General features: G+C 63.8%; 22 protein-coding genes. 14 read left to right on the top strand and 8 right to left on the bottom strand.

All coding sequences use genetic code 11. The features are described from left to right. Positions 1–44: 44 nt before the first annotated feature. From ACTEK7_RS23130 to ACTEK7_RS23120, 3 genes are all read left to right on the top strand, one after another. Entirely contained in the window at positions 45–629 is a 585-nt protein-coding gene (locus ACTEK7_RS23130) for a HutD/Ves family protein (protein WP_036026727.1), read from the top strand. Between the two features lie 101 nt (positions 630–730). Next, positions 731–1,936, top strand: coding sequence for an adenylate/guanylate cyclase domain-containing protein (locus tag ACTEK7_RS23125; RefSeq protein ID WP_036011675.1), 1,206 nt, complete (start codon positions 731–733; stop codon positions 1,934–1,936). A 56-nt stretch (positions 1,937–1,992) separates the two neighbouring features. Continuing rightward, positions 1,993–2,316, top strand: a complete 324-nt coding sequence (locus ACTEK7_RS23120; protein ID WP_225147753.1) for a hypothetical protein — start codon at positions 1,993–1,995, stop codon at positions 2,314–2,316. A 181-nt stretch (positions 2,317–2,497) separates the two neighbouring features. Here the strand turns inward: ACTEK7_RS23120 and ACTEK7_RS23115 are convergent, their stop codons facing one another. The 3 genes from ACTEK7_RS23115 to ACTEK7_RS23105 form a co-directional block, all read right to left on the bottom strand. After that, a complete protein-coding gene (locus ACTEK7_RS23115) occupies positions 2,498–2,677 on the bottom strand; it encodes a hypothetical protein (protein WP_036011671.1) in 180 nt (59 codons plus the stop codon). A gap of 86 nt (positions 2,678–2,763) precedes the next feature. Then, positions 2,764–2,970, bottom strand: a complete 207-nt coding sequence (locus ACTEK7_RS23110) for a hypothetical protein (RefSeq protein ID WP_050991724.1) — start codon at positions 2,968–2,970, stop codon at positions 2,764–2,766. A gap of 94 nt (positions 2,971–3,064) precedes the next feature. Further along, positions 3,065–3,433, bottom strand: a complete 369-nt coding sequence (locus tag ACTEK7_RS23105) for a rhodanese-like domain-containing protein (RefSeq protein ID WP_225147752.1) — start codon at positions 3,431–3,433, stop codon at positions 3,065–3,067. A gap of 176 nt (positions 3,434–3,609) precedes the next feature. Here ACTEK7_RS23105 and ACTEK7_RS23100 point away from each other — a divergent pair, with 176 nt between their 5' ends. Further along, positions 3,610–4,407, top strand: coding sequence for an adenylate/guanylate cyclase domain-containing protein (locus ACTEK7_RS23100; RefSeq protein ID WP_057026102.1), 798 nt, complete (start codon positions 3,610–3,612; stop codon positions 4,405–4,407). A 56-nt stretch (positions 4,408–4,463) separates the two neighbouring features. On the opposite strand, the gene ACTEK7_RS23095 is transcribed toward ACTEK7_RS23100, so the two are convergent. Next, entirely contained in the window at positions 4,464–5,012 is a 549-nt protein-coding gene (locus ACTEK7_RS23095) for a TetR/AcrR family transcriptional regulator (protein WP_225147751.1), read from the bottom strand. 283 nt (positions 5,013–5,295) lie between these two features. Between ACTEK7_RS23095 and ACTEK7_RS23090 the strand changes: the two genes are divergently transcribed. The 5 genes from ACTEK7_RS23090 (at position 5,296) to ACTEK7_RS23070 (ending at position 8,749) form a co-directional block, all read left to right on the top strand. Next, positions 5,296–6,015, top strand: coding sequence for a hypothetical protein (locus tag ACTEK7_RS23090; protein ID WP_225114034.1), 720 nt, complete (start codon positions 5,296–5,298; stop codon positions 6,013–6,015). Positions 6,016–6,076: 61 nt separating this feature from the next. Beyond that, positions 6,077–7,033, top strand: a complete 957-nt coding sequence (locus ACTEK7_RS23085) for an oxidoreductase (protein ID WP_225147750.1) — start codon at positions 6,077–6,079, stop codon at positions 7,031–7,033. Positions 7,034–7,149: 116 nt separating this feature from the next. Then, positions 7,150–7,599, top strand: a complete 450-nt coding sequence (locus ACTEK7_RS23080; RefSeq protein ID WP_225147749.1) for a lipocalin-like domain-containing protein — start codon at positions 7,150–7,152, stop codon at positions 7,597–7,599. A 199-nt stretch (positions 7,600–7,798) separates the two neighbouring features. Continuing rightward, positions 7,799–7,921 (top strand): hypothetical protein, encoded by a 123-nt coding sequence (locus ACTEK7_RS23075; protein WP_260345905.1) that lies wholly within the window; start codon positions 7,799–7,801, stop codon positions 7,919–7,921. 63 nt (positions 7,922–7,984) lie between these two features. After that, positions 7,985–8,749 (top strand): alpha/beta hydrolase, encoded by a 765-nt coding sequence (locus ACTEK7_RS23070; protein WP_036026712.1) that lies wholly within the window; start codon positions 7,985–7,987, stop codon positions 8,747–8,749. 80 nt (positions 8,750–8,829) lie between these two features. On the opposite strand, the gene ACTEK7_RS23065 is transcribed toward ACTEK7_RS23070, so the two are convergent. Beyond that, a complete protein-coding gene (locus ACTEK7_RS23065; protein ID WP_463671668.1) occupies positions 8,830–9,816 on the bottom strand; it encodes an MBL fold metallo-hydrolase in 987 nt (328 codons plus the stop codon). 81 nt (positions 9,817–9,897) lie between these two features. Between ACTEK7_RS23065 and ACTEK7_RS23060 the strand changes: the two genes are divergently transcribed. After that, positions 9,898–10,830 carry a LysR family transcriptional regulator gene (locus ACTEK7_RS23060; RefSeq protein ID WP_225128735.1) on the top strand — a complete coding sequence of 311 codons (933 nt, stop codon included), beginning with the start codon at positions 9,898–9,900 and terminating at the stop codon, positions 10,828–10,830. A gap of 120 nt (positions 10,831–10,950) precedes the next feature. Further along, positions 10,951–11,892 carry a non-homologous end joining protein Ku gene (ku, locus tag ACTEK7_RS23055; protein ID WP_225147748.1) on the top strand — a complete coding sequence of 314 codons (942 nt, stop codon included), beginning with the start codon at positions 10,951–10,953 and terminating at the stop codon, positions 11,890–11,892. A 76-nt stretch (positions 11,893–11,968) separates the two neighbouring features. On the opposite strand, the gene ACTEK7_RS23050 is transcribed toward ku, so the two are convergent. Next, positions 11,969–12,238 carry a hypothetical protein gene (locus ACTEK7_RS23050; RefSeq protein WP_225147747.1) on the bottom strand — a complete coding sequence of 90 codons (270 nt, stop codon included), beginning with the start codon at positions 12,236–12,238 and terminating at the stop codon, positions 11,969–11,971. A 244-nt stretch (positions 12,239–12,482) separates the two neighbouring features. Here ACTEK7_RS23050 and ACTEK7_RS23045 point away from each other — a divergent pair, with 244 nt between their 5' ends. Both ACTEK7_RS23045 and ACTEK7_RS23040 read left to right on the top strand, forming a co-directional pair. Next, positions 12,483–12,959 carry a DUF3833 family protein gene (locus ACTEK7_RS23045; protein ID WP_225147746.1) on the top strand — a complete coding sequence of 159 codons (477 nt, stop codon included), beginning with the start codon at positions 12,483–12,485 and terminating at the stop codon, positions 12,957–12,959. A gap of 156 nt (positions 12,960–13,115) precedes the next feature. Further along, a complete protein-coding gene (locus tag ACTEK7_RS23040) occupies positions 13,116–13,538 on the top strand; it encodes a hypothetical protein (protein ID WP_036026707.1) in 423 nt (140 codons plus the stop codon). Positions 13,539–15,275: 1,737 nt separating this feature from the next. On the opposite strand, the gene ACTEK7_RS23035 is transcribed toward ACTEK7_RS23040, so the two are convergent. Continuing rightward, a complete protein-coding gene (locus ACTEK7_RS23035; RefSeq protein WP_225147745.1) occupies positions 15,276–15,668 on the bottom strand; it encodes a hypothetical protein in 393 nt (130 codons plus the stop codon). 259 nt (positions 15,669–15,927) lie between these two features. Then, complete coding sequence (locus ACTEK7_RS23030; RefSeq protein ID WP_225147744.1) at positions 15,928–16,173, bottom strand: hypothetical protein; 246 nt, start codon at positions 16,171–16,173, stop codon at positions 15,928–15,930. 489 nt (positions 16,174–16,662) lie between these two features. Here ACTEK7_RS23030 and ACTEK7_RS23025 point away from each other — a divergent pair, with 489 nt between their 5' ends. After that, positions 16,663–17,340, top strand: coding sequence for a response regulator transcription factor (locus ACTEK7_RS23025; protein ID WP_192893334.1), 678 nt, complete (start codon positions 16,663–16,665; stop codon positions 17,338–17,340). The last annotated feature ends 10 nt before the right edge of the window (positions 17,341–17,350 follow it).

Genomic DNA, 17,350 nt, shown 5'->3' with positions numbered 1-17,350 from the left:
CAAACTCTGGTACATACTCCGACTTTCCCGGACGAGCTCAAGACATGAAGGCAACGCTGCTCAATCCTGAAATCTACACCCGCTCGCCGTGGAAGAACGGCGCCGGCGTCTTCACCGACATCGCGGATGCGCATCGGGCCGATGCGCCGCGGAAGGACTGGGACAGCCTGCTCTGGCGCTTTGCGTCGACGCCGATTCTTGCGTCCGGTCCGTTCTCCCACATGCCCGGCATCGACCGCTTGCAAATGGTCGTCGAGGGCCGCGGGCTGGTGCTGAAGTCGCCGACGCAGGAATTCGACGAACGTGAACCTTTTACGACGGTGCGGTTCACCGGCGAGCTCGAGATCGTGACCGAGCTCGAGGCCGGTCCCGTCGAGGTCGTGAACCTCATGGCGCGGCGCGGCGCGGCCGAGATCGATCTCCTCGCGTTGAAGCAGCCCGGCGACCGGCACCTCGCCGCCGGCACGCATCTGGTCTACGCCCCGCGCGGCGAATGCCGCATCCGCCTCGACAACGAGGAATTTGCGATTCCCCGCACCGGCACGTTGAAGGTCGAGCTGGCCGGGCCGTCGCAGCTTGCGCTCGTCGCGGGTCTGGCGGTGCTGGGGTCGATCCGGCTTCTGGTCTAGAACCTCAGACCGATGCGCACAATCCATGCAACTAGCTAGGTTGACGCCGCCGGGCCGGCGCACGATATCTGCTGGCTAAACCGCAGCTCGAGGGGCAGGATATGAATGCGCCACACACATACGCCCCCACACTGGCCGACGGCGTCATCGACTGGCTGACCAACGGCACGCGCGACGAGCGCTTCATCGACGACATCTTCGCGCTGATGTGCATCCGCCTGCAGCAGGCGGGCATTCCGCTCAAGCGATCGACGCTTCACGTGATGATCCATCATCCGCAATGGCTGGGTGCCCGCATGATGTGGTCCGACGGCAAGCGCGAGGCGGAGATCACGCTGGCCGACTATGACGTTCGCGAGCGGTCCGAATATATCGGCAGCTCCGCCAACGAGATCCATGACGGTGCCGACGAGGTCCGCGAAAAGCTCGAACAGGATTCCTCGCTCGGTCGCAAGCATGCCCTCTATGACGACATGCGGTCGCTGGGCATGACCGACTATGTGGCCTGGCCGCTGCTGCACACGCTCGGCAAGCGCCACGTCGTGACCTTCGCCACTGATCGTCCCGGCGGTTTCGAGGATGTCCACATCGCCGGCCTGAAGAAGCTGTTGCCGGTGCTGGCGCTGGTCAGCGAGATCCGCATCAAGAATCGCCTGGCGCGCACGCTGCTGGAAACTTATGTCGGCTCCCATGCCGGCGAGCTGATCCTGGCCGGCGCCACCAGGCGCGGCACCGGCACGACGGTGCGCGCCGCGATCATGATCTGCGACCTCAGGGACTTCACCAAGATCTCCGACAACTGGCCGCGCGACGATGTCATCGACCTTCTCAACGACTATTTCGACGCGATGTCGGAGCCGATCGCGCGGCACGGCGGCGAGATCCTGAAGTTCATCGGCGACGGGCTGCTCGCCATCTTCCCGCTGCATCAGCCGAACGCCTGCGCCAATCTTCTGCATGCGGTGGCCGAGGCGAGGGGAGCCATGGCCGCGCTCAACGATCGGAACAGCGCGACCGGCCGCGCGCCGCTGAACTACGGCATCGGCGTCCACGTCGGTGATGTCATGTACGGCAATATCGGATCTGCCCAGCGGCTGGATTTCACGGTGATCGGCCCGGCCGTCAACATGGCCTCCCGCCTGGAGGCGCTGACCAAGACGCTCGGCAGGAATGTGCTGCTGTCACGCGATTTCGCCGAGCTTGTCGAGAAGGAGTTCGCATTGGAGCATGTCGGCCGGCACGAGGTGCGCGGCTTCAACGCCCCGATCGAGCTCTATGCCTATCCGGCTCGCGCTATTTCCGGTTAGTTCCGGGGGCGTTCGGCAGGGCCTGTTGGCCCCCCTGGGTCTGCCTGGCCGGATCGTTGTCGCCCGGCCTCATCGTTGACGACTTCGCCGGTGCATTGGCGCCGCCGTTGTTGGCGTCCGACGACGTATTGAGGCTGGAGGCGCCCGCGCCGGTCGTGCCGCCGGTGCCGGTCGAATTGATGCCGGAGCCCGTCCTCGACGGCCCCGCGCCGCTTTGCGCGAAGGCGGAAGGAGACGAGGCGAGCGCCGCGATGAGCCCTGCTATGACGAGTGCTTTCATGTCCGCTCCTGTGCTCGGCCTGGTGCATGATCCGGACCCGGAGGGCCGCGCAGCGCAAAGTGCGCAGCGGTTTTCCAAAAAGATCATGCTCAAAAAATAACCTGGAGCGCGATGACGGTTCATCCTAATCGCATCGCGCTCTAGGCCGCCCCGGCCCGGCATCCGGGGGCGGGCTTGAGCCGGGGCCGCCATTTGCCGGAATGGTGAGACGCCGGCGAAGGGCCAATGCGCGGGAACGCGTGGTCGTTCCAAATTCGATGGGGCGCCGCAAACCCGCTGAACTAGGCTGACCAGCGGTCCTGCTCTTCCTGGTGGGCTTGCTCGTTCAGCCGGTCGGCGATCTCGTCCGCAATCTGCTCGGTCTCGGCCGAGGCCACCGGCTCGCCCTTGTGTGTCTTCAGCTTGTCCTTGTCGGCTTCGATCGGAAAGTCGTCGGGTGTCAGTCCGGTCGTCTTGTTCATGGTGCGCCTCACTGTCTCCAGTTGGGGAAAACACACGTGAAGGGCCGATCGTTGCTTTGAGGATGAAGCCGCTGGACGAGGCGGCGTCAGGCGCCGCCGACTGCCCGCGTGATGGTGCCGCTCCCGCCGCAGGTGGCGCAAGGCGCGCCGTCGATGCGTCCCTTGCCGTGACAATCGGGACAGACGTCGTCGCCGGTGCCCTTGGTTCCGGGCGGAGCTTCGTCACCGGGATTGAGCGCTGCTTGCGTGGGAATCTTGGCGTCTTGTGCGTGGGCAGCCTTGGTCTTGGTCATCTGCGCCTCCTCGACAACACCGCAACGCGCCTTGCCGCAGAAAGTGCCAATCGGAGTTCGCAGCGCAGTCAACGGAACCGCGCCGCTGTTCTCGCTACTTCTCGACTGCGCCCGTCCAGTCCTTGAAGCCGCCGACGTTGTAGACGTTCTCGTAACCCATATCCTTCAAGAGCTTGCCGGCCAGCGCCGACCTGCCGCCGGATGCGCAATAGAGGATGACGGTCTTGCCCTTGTCGAACGCCTTGTCGTGATAGGGCGACTCCGGGTCGGCGCGAAACTCCAGCATCCCGCGCGAGACGTTCACGGCGCCGGCGATCTTGCCGCTGGCGGCGACTTCCGGCGCATCGCGAACGTCCACGACCAGCGTGTTGCCCTTGTTGATCATCTCGGCCGCCTGCTCCGAGGTGATCTTCGGGACCGCCGCGCTCGCAGCTTCCAGCATTTGCTTGACACTCGTTGCCATAAATTCTCTCCGGATTTTCTTCTGCCGCCCCATAGGAGGATAGCACATCGATCTGGACATCGCTCCTGGATAAGCTTGTCCCGCCGGAGTCAGAGGCCGGAGGTCCGGTTGCCAAGGCCGGATTGTCCGACTAGCCTTGCCGAAGCTACGCCCAAACGGTCTCTGGCCGCACCTTCATGCCCAAATTTCTCCGCATCGGTGTCCATCAGTCCAACGTCTCCGGATACACCTCGAAGGCGTGGTGCGTCAGACGCGTCGGCGCGGCGGTCTTCCTGAAATGGGGCGCGGTGGAGGTGCAGGGCGCCGGCGCCGGGCGCAAGGTCTACTGGTCGCGGTCGCCGCAGGAGAAGACGATCCGTTGCGGCACCGCGCAGCGCGCGCAGGAGTACACGAAAGCCGCGATCGCGCGGCGCCGCAATCACCGCTATGAGCCGCTGACCGGACCCATCGCGAACCGGCGCCGGTCGGCTGCCCGCGCCGCCGAGCTCAAGCAGGCGCTCGCCACCATCCTCATCGTGGACATCGTCGGCTCCACGGCGAAGGCAGCCAAGCTCGGCGATGCGCGCTGGACCAAGGTGATAGGCCATTATTACGCGGCGGTCCGCAAGGAGCTGAAGACGTGCCGCGGCAAGGAGGTCGTGACCACGGGCGACGGCGTGCTGGCGACCTTCAGGAAACCCGCTGCCGGCATCGCCTGCGCGGCCGCGATTCAGAAAGCCGTGCGCACGCTCGGCCTCGAGATCAGGGTGGGTCTCCACGCGGGCGAATACACCATCAGCGGCGGCGAAATGGTCGGCCTCGCGTTCCACATCTGCACCCGGGTTGCAGCGAAAGCACGCGCGGGCGAGGTGCTGGTTTCGAGCGCGGTAAAGGAACTGATGGCGGCGCAGTCCGCAATCAACCTGAGGGATCATGGCCAGCACCGGCTCAAGGGGGTGCCCGAAAGGTGGCGGCTGTACCGGGTGGAGGGCTGAGGGCATCGCGGCGCAATAAGCCTTGCGAGGCTGCGCCTCAGTCACAGCCCCTGGATTCAAGCTTCCGCCTTCATGTTTGCGAAACGGTCCCGCAAATAGGCGGCGAAGGGACGCCTTCCCTCATCCTGGCTCCAACTGTCGATCGCAAGGCGAAAAGCTCCGATTGAGACCATCGCGACTATGCGGAGTGCCGTTCGCCGCTTGGGCTGCGGCCACATCGTGCAGAGCGCGTCGAAGACCGCCTGTTCCTGTTGGGCGTATTTGGTGGCCTCGCGGGCGCGAAGCGTCTCGTTGGTGCGGATGAACCGGTCGATCTCCATCATTTGTTTCCGGGCCTGGACGTCCTCGTAGGACGCCGTGAGTCTGACCACTGCATTCTTCACCGCTTCGAGCGGCGGCTGCTTGGTCGATTGCTCCAGAACGGCGCGCCCTATGGCTTCGGCGAGACCGCCCTGCCAGGCCAGGATGATGTCTTCCTTCGACTTGAAATAATAGAAGAAGGTCCGACGCGAAATTCCCGCTGCCTCCGCGATGGCGTCGAGCGTCGTCGCCTCATAGCCGTTCCGAAGGAAGAGCCTCAGACCGGTGTCGGTGATCCGTCGCAACGTTTCGCGGCGCTTTTGCTCCCTCAGTCCCTCGCTTTTCGGTGATGGGTCGTCTCCGTCCTGTTTCGACACACAACGGCCTCATTCAAAATTACACTCAGTGCGATAAAATTCCGCATCAAGTGCGAAATTACTGCATGTGAGGCCGGCCAGCAAGGCTCGGGCCGATTCGAGGCGTCCAAGACCAGCGAACTGGATCAAGATGACTGCAGACAGGGACGGCCCGGCGAACGACCGGGATGCCGATGCTTCGCGTTGCGATTTCCACGATGCCGAGGCCGGTTTGCTGCAAGCGGCGGCCGGGAAGGACCAGCGCACGCGCAGCTCCGGCAACATCGAGCTTCTACGCCGCAATCCTGCCGGTTACGTCGCCTCCAGCCATCGCCAGGGCGCGCCGCACCGGCCTCGCCGTGCAATCAGCAGACCTCGCAGGAGCCTGCAATCCGTCCCCCGGACGATACATGACGCGCGAGCCCGTCATGCCGGCGAGCAGCGCCTCGACGGCGCCGTGCAAGGCTCGCCAAGGGAACGTGACCAGCGTCGATTTGTCGCTCGGACCCTCGCGCGCGCGGTGAAGGCCATACGTTCGCCGTATCTCGGCAATTTCGGCGTTCTCATCCTGCTGTGCGCAATCTCGTTCCATCCCTGCTTCGATCTGGCGAACGTCGTTTCGAACAGCTTCCTCTGTCTCGGTGCGAAGGCGGCGTTCGCCGCGACCGTCAATCTCGTGGTGGACGACTGGACCCCGACGATCCAGGCCTTTCTGGCCGGCCGCCTTCTGCGCTGGATTGGCCTCAGCCTTCTGCTCGCGCTGCTCCCCGTGCTGACCGTCATCCGCGCCGGGACGCTGGCCAAGCTGCGGGCGCTAGCCGCCCTCTTGCTTGTCCGGCTGCGCGGGATCCTCAGAGCTTCGCTGCGGCCACTGAATCGCGCAGCGCGGGAGGGCCGCGGCGCAGGTGTCGTTCACGAGAAGGTCAACAGGCTCGGGCGGCACAACGCTTGAAAATTACACTAGGTGTAATTTAACTGGCCCGATGTGATGTTGTGCCGTGGGAGATGGCCCGATGCCTGGTTGGAGTGCGAGCGATATTCCGTCCCAGCGGGGGCGTTGCGCCGTTGTCACGGGCACGGGTGGCCTGGGTTACCAAGATGCGCTGGCGTTGGCGCGTGCGGACGGCGAAGTGATCATTGCCGGTCGCAATGCCTCGAAGGGAGCAGACGCCGTCGCGCGGATCCGATCCCGTCAGCCCAACGCCAACGTCCGGTTCGAACGGCTCGACCTTGCGGATATTCATTCGGTGCGGGCCTTCGGCTCCCGTTTGCGTGGCCAACGGGACAGTCTCGACCTGCTCGTCAACAATGCCGCGGTCATGATGCCCCCTGTCCGGCAAGTAACGGCCGACGGGTTCGAAATGCAGTTCGGCACGAACCACCTCGGCCATTTCGCGCTGACGGCCGAGCTTCTGCCGCTGCTGCACAAGGGCGTCGAGCCGCGCGTCGTCACCGTGTCCAGCCTGGCAGCGCGCAGCGGAGCGATCGAGTTCGACAATCTGCAGGCTGAGCGTCGCTACCAGCCGATGCCGATCTACAGCCAGTCCAAGCTTGCGAACCTGATGTTTGCGTTCGAGCTGCAGCGACGCAGCCGGAGGTTCGGCTGGGGCATCACCAGCGTTGCGGCCCATCCCGGCGTATCGCGGACCGACCTCATTCCGAATGGCGCCGGCCGGATGAGCCTTCCCGGCCTGGCGCGGACCGCCCTCTGGTTCCTGTTTCAGCCGGTGGCGCAAGGTGCGCTGCCGACGCTGTTCGCGGCGACGTCGCCGGACATCGTCCCCGGCGGCTATTACGGTCCGGACAAGTTCGGCGAAATCCGCGGTTCGCCGTCCGTGGCCCGCGTGCCGCCGCAGGCCGATGACGATGCGGTGGCGTCTCATCTGTGGGATGTCTCGGCAAGACTGACCGGCGCTCGCTTAGCGACGGAGTCGTCCCGCACCCAGGCGAGGACGGATCTGTGCACTTGAAGCGGCCTCGCGCAGGTCCGCCATTCCGAGGCCCGGCGGCCGCGTAGAAAGACGAAGCAGAGGACTCCAACATGACCCGTCGAAATCTGGTGCTGATCGCTTTGGGAGTTTGCCTGATGAGTGCTCCAGCCCACGCGACGCCGCCGAACAAGGTGCTCGGCACCTGGAGAATGGTCTCCGCTCAGATCGATCCGGAAGGAAAGAACCTGCCGGCCTATGGCGCGCGGCCGAACGGGCTGCTGACCTTCACGCCGGACATGCACTTCATCGAGGTGCTGACCGACTCGGACGTCCCGCGCTTTGCCTCCAGCGTGCGGGGCGAGGGCACGGACGCGGAAAACCGCGCGGCCATGGCCGGCAGCATCGGCTTTTTCGGCACCTACACGGTGGATGAGAACGGCGAGTTCAGCGGCAACAAGGTCGAGGGCTGCACCTTTCCGAACTGGATCGGCAGCGTTCGGACGCGGAAGGAATTGCGTCTGGTGGTCGACGGCGACGTCATGACCGAGAATTTTGAACGACCTGACGGCACGAAGATCCGCATCACGTTCGAGCGGGTCCGCTAGCGCCGTTCACGCCGACGGCGTTACCTTCGGCTCCGGAAAGGGGCAGGGCGATCGCATATGGGAGCGATCTCGCCTGTGGCCATTCTTCGAGACGCCCGCCGTTAGCGGGCGTTGAAGGGCGAGGCGCGCGCTCAGCTCGCGCAAAGCACCATATGCAATAGTCCTGGAAGAGGGGCTCGGCCCGACCGTCGCCGCCTTGATGTTGACATTCAGCTTCAACCTGCTGACGAGTCTGGGGCTTGGCGAATCCGCCAAGCTGATGCTGCAGGGTGCGATCATCGGCCTTGCAGCGGCCGCATATTCGGCAAGGCGCCAGTCATGATTGCCTCGATATCGAAACGAGAACGGATGCGGCCGCAGCCGCGATGACAACAGGAGAGATGACATGACCGATGTGATGGCTGGAGCCGAACCATTCTTCATGCAGGGCAAGGGGCCTGCGGTCCTCGTGCTCCACGGCTTCACGGGAACGACGCAAAGCATGCGGTATCTCGGCGAAGAGCTTCACCGGCGCTTCGGCTTCACCGTCAGCGGGCCTCGCCTGCGGGGCCACGGCACCTCACCGGACGACATGGAAACGACCGGCTATCTCGATTGGCTCGCGTCGGCGGAGCAGGCGCTTCACGAGCTGGCTGGCCAGGGCACCAAGGTCTTCGTCACCGGCCTGTCCATGGGAGGCACGCTGACGCTCAACCTAGCCGCACGTTTTCCGAACATCGTCGCAGGCGCCGTGCCGATCAACGGTGCCGCCGGAATCTTCGATGGCGCGATGGCCGAGCTCGTATCGGACGGCGCGGCGCCGAAGCGCGTTCCCGGCATCGGATCGGACATCAAGGCCGCCGGCGTCAAGGAGCTGGCCTATCAGGAGGTGCCAGTCGCTTGCCTCCGGCAGGTCCACGTCCTGATTGCTGCGACCGAAAGCCTGCTGCGCAAGGTCAGCTGTCCCACGCTCGCCATTCATTCCAGAGAGGACCACGTCGTGCCGGCGGCCAATGGCAAGCGAATCGCGCAGGAGGTCAGTTCCAACGACGTGCGCCTGCTTTGGCTCGACAATTCCTATCATGTCGCCACGCTCGATAACGACAAGGATCTGATCGTAGAGCGCTGCGGACGATTCATCTCGGAAATCGCCGGGGCGGCGCCTGGATAGAACAGCGCTTCTGCATACGGCGGTCGTAGAATGATGGGCTTGAGATCCTACGATAGCCGCTTTCGCATCTTCGGGCTGGCTCAGCCTTCGAACCGCCAGTTCGCCGGCACCCAGCGATAGCCGTCGTCCGTCTTCCTGATGTTGCCGATGCCCGGAAACGGGAAATGGAATCCAAGCACCGGTATGCGGTCCGTCGCAGCGCGGTCGAACAAGCGCCTGCGCGACTGCAACGCGGTATCGGGATCGAGATCCGGCCCGGGCCGCCAGGCATTGTCGATGTTGAGTAGGGGGCTATAGGCGGCATCGGACGTGATCAGCAATGCTTGCGCGCCGGAATGCACCAGGATCGCCGACATGCCCGGCGTGTGGCCGCCGGCGGCGATCGTCGTTATGCCCGGCAACAACTCGCTGCCCGGCCGGTACAGCACGGCAGACTTGGCGACGGGCGCCACGCTTCGCTTGATATTGGCGATGAAGGCGCGCCGGAAATCTTCCGGCATGGGCAGCCGCGACAGGTCAGGCTCGTTACGGATGAAGAACGCAAAATCGTCCTCGGGAAGATGGACCGTCGCCTTCGGAAAAGCGCTCGATCCGTCGGCGCGGCTGAGATTGCCGACGTGATCGGGATGCGTATGCGTGATCACGATGGCGTCGATGTGCTCGGGCTCCACGCCGATCGCCGCAAGATTGCGGAATAGATGTCCGCCATCGGGGCCGAGCGTTTGCGCTGCACCTGCCTCGATCAGGATTCTCCTGCCACCGGTTTCCAGCAGAAGCGTGTTCAGGTTGAGCCTGAAGGTGTCGGTCGGCAGGAACGCATCGCTCAGCGTCCTGCCGAGTTCCTCCGCCTGGGCGGTGTGGGCATAGATGCGCGGATTGCCGCTCAGCGTGCCGTCGCTGACGACGGTTGTCTTGATATCGCCGATCCGAAAACTGTAGTGGCCGGAATTGGCCCTGCCAGCAGGCGTTTGCGCGATCGCGGCCGGCATGCCCAGCAGCGGCGTCATCGCTCCGGCCGCGCCGCCTGCGAGCATTATGCGGCGGCTGATGTTCAGAGGTGATGGCATACGGCTTCTCCGGCCTATCGCGGTGGGGTCTGTGTACGATGATCTGGCATCATCCACAAATGTCATGATAGAATTTACATTATGCGTTCGATGGATTTGGCGAAAGTCGACCTCAACCTGCTGGTGGTGTTGCATGCGCTGCTCGAGACCGGCAGCGTCACGCGCGCCGCTGAGCGTCTCGGCAGCAGCCAACCCGCGATCAGCCGTGCGCTGGCAAAGCTGCGGCGCCTGTTCGGTGACCGGCTGATGGTGAAGGCGGCAAGCGGCATGACGCCGACGCTGCGCGCCGAGGCGATGCGCGAGCCGCTGGCGACCTTGCTCGGCGGCGTCGAGACATTTCTCCACAAGCCGAAATTCGATCCTTCCGCCACCGACCGCGTCTTTCGCATCGCGACGACCGATTATGGGGCGCTCGCCATCCTGCCCAATGTCGCCGCCCACTTTGCGCGCGAGGCACCCGGGGCGGCGATCGAGGTCGTCAGCTTCTCGCGTGATGTGTTCCGCATGCTCGCTGACGGTCAGGTCGATTTCGTGCTGTATGCCGATAATCCGGTATCCGGCTCGTTTCGGGCGCGCGAGCTGTTCCGCGAAAATTTCGTGACGCTGGTCCGGCAAGGGCATCCTTTGCTCAAGCAGATGCGCGGGGCAAAGGACGTGCTGCCGATCAAGCTGTTCACGGCCTGCCCGCACATCGTGGTCAGCATTTTTGGCGGGCAGGGCGGGCCGATCGATACCGCATTGGCCGAGCGCGGCTACAAGCGGCACGTCGCGCTGCGTGTTCCATATTTCGCAACGGCCGCGGTGATCACGGCTGCGTCGGATTACCTGGTGACCATGCCCTCGCGGGCGGCCCGGCAGCTTGCGCCGCGGCTCGGTCTCGTGATGCTGAAACCGCCGGCGCAGGTGACGCCCTACGGCTATCGCCTGCTCTGGCACGAACGAAGTCACGACGATCCCGGCGCGGTCTGGTTGCGCCGGCTGGTGGTCGATTCTGTCAAGTCGGGCGCCGCCTAAACCAAAACATGGAGCAAGACGCCGCAAAGCGTGCTCGTCATGAATGTTGCTCCCGATGTCGGAACCCGGGCCGGCTGTTCGTCTTGAATCCAAGCCGCCTCGAACCGGAGTTCTGCGTAAATGGCCCCGCGCGCCAATTGGAAAGGCTTCCTGAGACTGTCCCTCGTCACCTGTCCCGTGGCGCTCTATCCCGCTACCTCCGAGAGCGAGAAGATCTCGTTCAACCAGCTCAACCGGCAGACCGGCCACCGCATCAAATACGTGAAGGTGGACGCGGAGACCGGCGACGAGGTGACGAACGAGGACATCGTCAAGGGCTATGAGCTCGAGAAGGGCCAATACATCGAGGTCTCCAAGGAAGAGCTCGAGGAGATCGCGCTGGAGTCCACGCGCACCATCGAGATCGACGAGTTCGTCGACAAATCGGACATCGACGCGCGCTATCTGATCCGCCCCTATTACATCCGGCCCGACGGCAAGGTCGGCCACGACGCCTTCGCGGTGATCCGCGAGACCATTCGCGAGATGAACAAGGTCGCGATCGGGCGCGTGGTGCTGACCAACCGCGAGCACATCATCGCGCTGGAGCCGATGGACAAGGGCCTCGTCGGCACCCTCTTGCGCTACCCCTACGACGTGCGCAGCGAGGCCGAATATTTCGACGACATCCAGGACGTGAAGGTCACCAAGGACATGCTCGATCTCGCCCGGCACATCGTCAACCAGAAGGCCGGACGCTTCGCGCCCGAAAAGTTCGAGGACCATTACGAGACCGCGCTGATCGACCTGATCAACGAAAAGCGCGCCGGCAAGGTGATCCGGCCGAAGGAGCGGCCGAAGGGCGAGAACGTCGTCGACCTCATGGAGGCGCTGCGGCGGAGCGTCGGCAAGGAAGTCGGGAAGCAGGCCGCGCCCGCGAAGGCGGACAAGCCGGCGAAGAAGCCGAGGAAGGCGGCGGCCGGCCAGAAGGAGATGCTGATGCCGATCGCCGGCAAGAAGGCGGCCGCCAGGGAGACGTCCGCGAAAAAGCCGGCCGCAGGGGCGCGGCGGAAATCGGCATGAAGCATCCCGTGACGCCGGACTTAAATCGAAAACACGCCCTATGCCGCTTGGTACGCGAAGGTCCTAGTCGCAGGCCTCAAAGGCGCTCGTCAGGGCACTCCGGACATGTATCGCCGATCGAATCGAGGACATCGTTGATCTCCGCGACCGCCTGATCGGCAGAGACGCCGTCCGGCGGATCCTGGCGCGCAAGCGCGACCGCGCGATGGCGCGCGTGCGGGTCGGCGCGATCCCTGGCCCAGCCGTGCTCCTCGCATTCGCAGATCGCGCCGGCCTCGTGCAGCACGTGGGTGGCCCATCCCCGTAAGGTCCGGATCGCCGGCCGTCTTTCCCTGGTCATCAGCATGCGAGATTGCTCCTGCGGGACGAATCCGTGCCGCCGCCAGATCGTTCCGGGCTGTTAACACGGGTCAGAGATTCTCAAACGGCAGGGCTGGGCTTGTCCACGTGTTCCGGATGAAGGGGAGCGCGCGTTGTGACGCAGCGTCTGTATGCGTTGCAAGCACCCAGCAGAGCCAGGCAGGTTTCCTCCTGAGGAACCCTGGTGCTGAGAGGCGGCTTATGTCGTCATCGGTTTCGGAGGAAAAGCCATGGTCATTGATGCGTTCGCTGGCACCACGCCGGTGTTTCTCCCTGAGCAGTTCTTCGTTGGTCGCTTGGAAGGATGGGCGGTGGTCGAGAGTCTCGTCGGCGGGCTGTTGAAGCGGGCGACGATCACGGCGCATGGCGAATTGGACGCGGACACCGACACTGTCGTTCTGACTGAAACCTACACCTTTGATGACGGCCATAGCGACACGTTGCGCTGGACGATCCACAAGCTGGGCGAAGGTCAATACATCGGCCACGAAAATCGACTGGAGGGTGAAGCCACGGGCGAGCAGACCGGTTGTGCATTCCATTGGAAGTACACGCGCGACACGCCCCAAGGCGACGGAAAGTCGTTCAAGCTGAACTTCGACGATTGGTTCTATGCGATCGATGACCGCGCCTGCATCGTGCGCGGATCCGCCGGGCGCGCGGGCATTCCGTTCGCGACGGCGCATGTGACGTATCGGAAGCTTTAGGTTCGCCCGACGCGGGCTGCAGCCCCGCTCTCCGGTGCGCCCTTCTTTCTCGAACTTAACATTTTTGAATCGCGAAGGCACCGAAGCAAAGTACGGTGGGCGTTTTCGCGGGAGTGAATCTTCTGGCGCTGATTGAGCCAGAGCGGGGGCCGGGGCGTGAATTTCCAGGTTACGGTTTTGAAGATCCTGGTGAGCTATCCGGATGGCTTTGCCGTCATGGAAGACCTCAAGCGCGACATGGTGATCCTGGCGACCAGCGGCCGCGATTGGGCCGACCGGACGAGGCGTCTTGCCAGCCGCGTGCCGGACCTCGACATCTTTTCACAGGGGCTGGTCGAGCGCATCAGCGGTGGCTGGAGACTGACGTCGAAGGGGCGAGACATCTTGGCGTTCATGGAAGCCCGACCGGCACCAAGCGAGCCCAGCCTGGCGGCCCCGGTCGATGAGACGTCCCAGCCGGTATTGGAGATTGCTCCGCTTTCCCCGCTGCCGCAGCCAGCCGACCGGGCCAAGCGTCGGCGCGAGCGCCGAGAGCGTCGCCGCGAAGCCCGCGAACGGGCGCGGGCGAACGCCTCCTGAACCGGGATTGAGGTCGGCAACGAACTAGCGGTCCATCGCCGCGCTCGAAGGGGCGCCAAGCCGGCGGCGACGCGGAGGCGACGGGGTGCTAACCACCCCATCTCTCGTAAGGATTATGACCTGGCTCTGGTTGATCATCATAGTGCGGGGCCGGTTGACGGCGGTCCGGCCGTGCCGGTGAATAAGCCCAGGCCGCAGTACTCCCGGTCGTCAGAACACGAGGATGCGCTTTTGCATGATGCCGATGGACCTGGCCTGCCACCGCGGCGCTGACGGGGGCCCACAGGATAATCAAAAGGCTCAAAACGAGACCCGATCGCATGGGAGTTTCTCCGATAGACCTACGATGATGAGTTAGATGAGCCTCGGTCCACGCCCTCGCAATCGGTGACGCCTGCAAGACTGGTAACGTCCTCGGCATCACGCGCGGGTTGGCGGTCGAATTCGTGCGAATCTGTAAACCCCGCACTCGGCTTCATGCTGGCAGTTGCGTCACGGTTTGGAGTCTTTCGTCGCCGGGGTGCGTCACGCGATGATGAGCACACCGATTTGCCATTCGCGCAGGCGTGATTGTTCACCCACGTGTTTTTCCCGAGCGCATACCCACCTAATGCTCAACCAAGAAATTCGAAGGAAGCGCATTTCAACAGAGCAGCCGGTTCGAGTCAGCGCGAATGCTCCGCACGAAAACAACAGCCGTTCGGAGCACGACCATGACTGGATTCAGGACCTTTGTTATTGCAGCGATGATGTCGATTGGCGCGATAAGCTCTGCAAGCGCCCAGTGCCCATTGTGGGCGACTCAACATCCAGATTTGTTTCAGGCGCAATATCCCGATCGGGATGTGTTGAACGACTGCGAATTGACGCCAGCAGGCAGAATGGGCCTGGAACGCCCTGGCGGCGCGGCTCCCTTGTTTGGGCCCAACAGGGCCTACCAGACAACGCCTGGCGTTGCCCAGCACCGGGGCTTTCACCACCGATCGCGGTGAGTATCTGAAAATGGATCCGGATGGTCGGATTCCGGCGGAGAAACCGTAGCGCGCCAAGTCGAATGATCAGAAATCAATCCGCGCACCTTCGGTACGCGACCGTTTTCAGCGATTCCTGAGTGCTGTCGGGACCAATCAAATGCGAGTCGATTAAGTCATTGGTTTCGCGTCCGTCGCCAAAAGATCGCGAGTCGTTTTAGGTCAATTCCAAAGATCTGCTAGTCGAATGGGTGATGACGCTAGATCTTGGGTTGGATGCCGCGATTTGTTGTCCAGATGTCGTGGTCTTGTGGAGCTGGGTGCTGCGAGCGCGGCCCGCAATGAACAACCTGCTCGAGGAAAACCGTCGGGGCGAATTTAGTACAAGTCGTCTGAAGCGGTGGAACGCTATCGAGAGACCGATGTGCGATCGTCGAGCGCCGCGCCGGTCGAGGCTTTATAGTCGGAACGGGCGCACGGGAGCACGCAACAGCCTCCTCGATCGCGAGAGATGACCGAGGTTCCGCCTTAGCTATTCTGCGGTCGCGCAGACCACACGGCAGCGATTAGGCCGCCTTGCAGAAGTGCACGGAAGCACAGCGCGGGCAGCGCACCTCGGAAGAAGGAGGCGATGCTCACGAGCTTGCCGCAGGACGTGCTTGACGTGGCCAGGCGCGAATAGAACGACGCACTTCATCGACTCTATCCTCGACGCGAACGGCAATGCGTCCACGCTGCTCCAGACCAATGGTTGCTGAGTGTGGGGTTAGCTGCAGCTCAGCGGTAACGGCAGGTCGGGATGCAACTCGTACCAGTCGTAGCAATCTGGATAGGCGCCGTAGAATCCATAGCCGCCTCGGCGGAAGTGGTGAAACGCGTGCTGGCGCAGGCCTCCGTCATGACCACCGAAGCCAAGGTGCTCGCCGCCGAACCGGGCGCCGCCGGCAAAATCTCCCTCATGGCCCATGCCGCCGAAATGCGCGCCGCCGCCGAAGGCCGCATGTCCAGCGCCGAAGCCTGCATGTCCGCCGCCAAAGCCGCCACCGCCAAAACCACCGCCGTGGCCACCGCCACCACCGCCGCCATGGGCATTGGCCGCGCCAACGGCGAGCGTCGAGGCGAGTGCTGCTGTCGCCAGAATCATGATTGCACGTTTCATGGATGACTCCTCTTGTTGCGCTGTCCGGCCATGTTCCGCGCGAGGTTGCCGATGGCCGGGTCAGTGATGAGGGAGAGGTAGGTCCGGTACGAGGCGATCCAACTGAATTCGATGTCAGAATATCAGGCAAGCCGCTCGCGAAGAGCGTCTCGCGGATCGGCGCGACGCACGCGTAGGAGCGGGCCGACCAGCGCAGTCCGCTTCTCGTTATTGCAAAACGCGGCGAAGCTATAGGGCAGGCCGCGTCACCCAATCAGTACTAGCTGCCTGTGCCCGGCTCGCACGGTACGTTGTTGCCGGTCCACGGCGCGGTGGCAAAGGCGCCGACGCGCGGCGCCGGAACGCAGGCGCGCTCGCCCGGATAATGGAACGGCGTGGTCGCCGCGACTGTATCGGCGCCTACGTCGGGCCGCTGCGCGGCGCGCTGGTGCTCGCGCGCCATGACTGGGCCACCCAGCATTGCGGCCGCGATCAATCCTATCGACAATAGTTTGGACGTGGTCATTAGCTCTCTCCTCTGACGACATCAGGCCGATCAAGCCGGCTCAGCGACGATGTGTGAACGATCGGCCACGTTTCCAACGCACGTTTTGCTCACTGCATTTCAACCGCCCGAGAGCCGCTGCGGTGTCGCAACCACGATCGTGCGAATGCATAACATCCGTGGTCCCTGAGACGACGGCACGTGCGTTGACGGCATATGTTCGATCCAGTCGGTTGGCAGCGGAGCGCGGAAGATGATCATTGCATTTGTAACACGCGTGGTGCGGGTCCTCGTGCCGTTGGCGGCACGCACAGCCGACAACATGAACCGCAATTTAGTGGCGCGGTGCGCGCGGCAGAGCTACCTCATAGCGCAGCGGGCGACCGGCAACAGGCGGCATCAGCGACGCGCGTCCGACGTACGCGGGCACTGAGCATGACACGGCCCGACGCCGTACCCGTGCTGCCCAACCGCGCGTCGAGACGCCGTGGGAATTATGGTACGAGGCTCATGACCCGGATTCTCCTGATTGAGGACGACACTGAAACCGCCGAGGCGATCCTCGCCGAACTCGGCGATCGCGGCTTCGAGGTGCAGTGGGCCGGCAACGGCGTCGACGGTCTCGAGCGCGCGCGTGCGTCGAGCCCCGATGCCATGATCGTCGATCGCATGCTCCCGGGAGTTGACGGGCTGACCGTCATCGAGGTGCTGCGCAAGGAGCAGGTGAGGACGCCTGTGCTGGTGTTGAGTGCGCTTGGCGCCGTGAATGACCGGGTGCGCGGGTTGCGCATGGGCGGCGACGACTATCTCACAAAGCCGTTCGCGCTCATCGAACTGGTTGCGCGAATCGAGGCGCTGCTGCGCCGGCCGAGCGACAGCCGCGAAACCATCCTGCATGTCGGGCCCCTCGAGCTCGATCTGATCGAGCGCACCGCGCGACGCGGCGAGCGCAGGCTCGACCTGTTGCCGCGCGAATTCCGCTTGCTCGAGTACATGATGCGCCGGAGCGATCAGCTCTTGACGCGCGCGATGCTGCTCGAGGAGGTCTGGAACTACAAGTTCGTTCCGGCGACCACCAACTTGATCGACGTGCATATGGGCCGGCTTCGTCACAAGGTGGACGGTCCCGGGGAGACACAGCTCATCCACAATGTCCGAGGCTCCGGCTTCGTCCTTCGCTCGCGGTAGGAGAGACGGG

The sequence above is a fragment of the Bradyrhizobium sp. JHI2711 genome, assembly GCF_056156565.1.
This window is presented reverse-complemented; position numbering and strand designations above follow the sequence as displayed.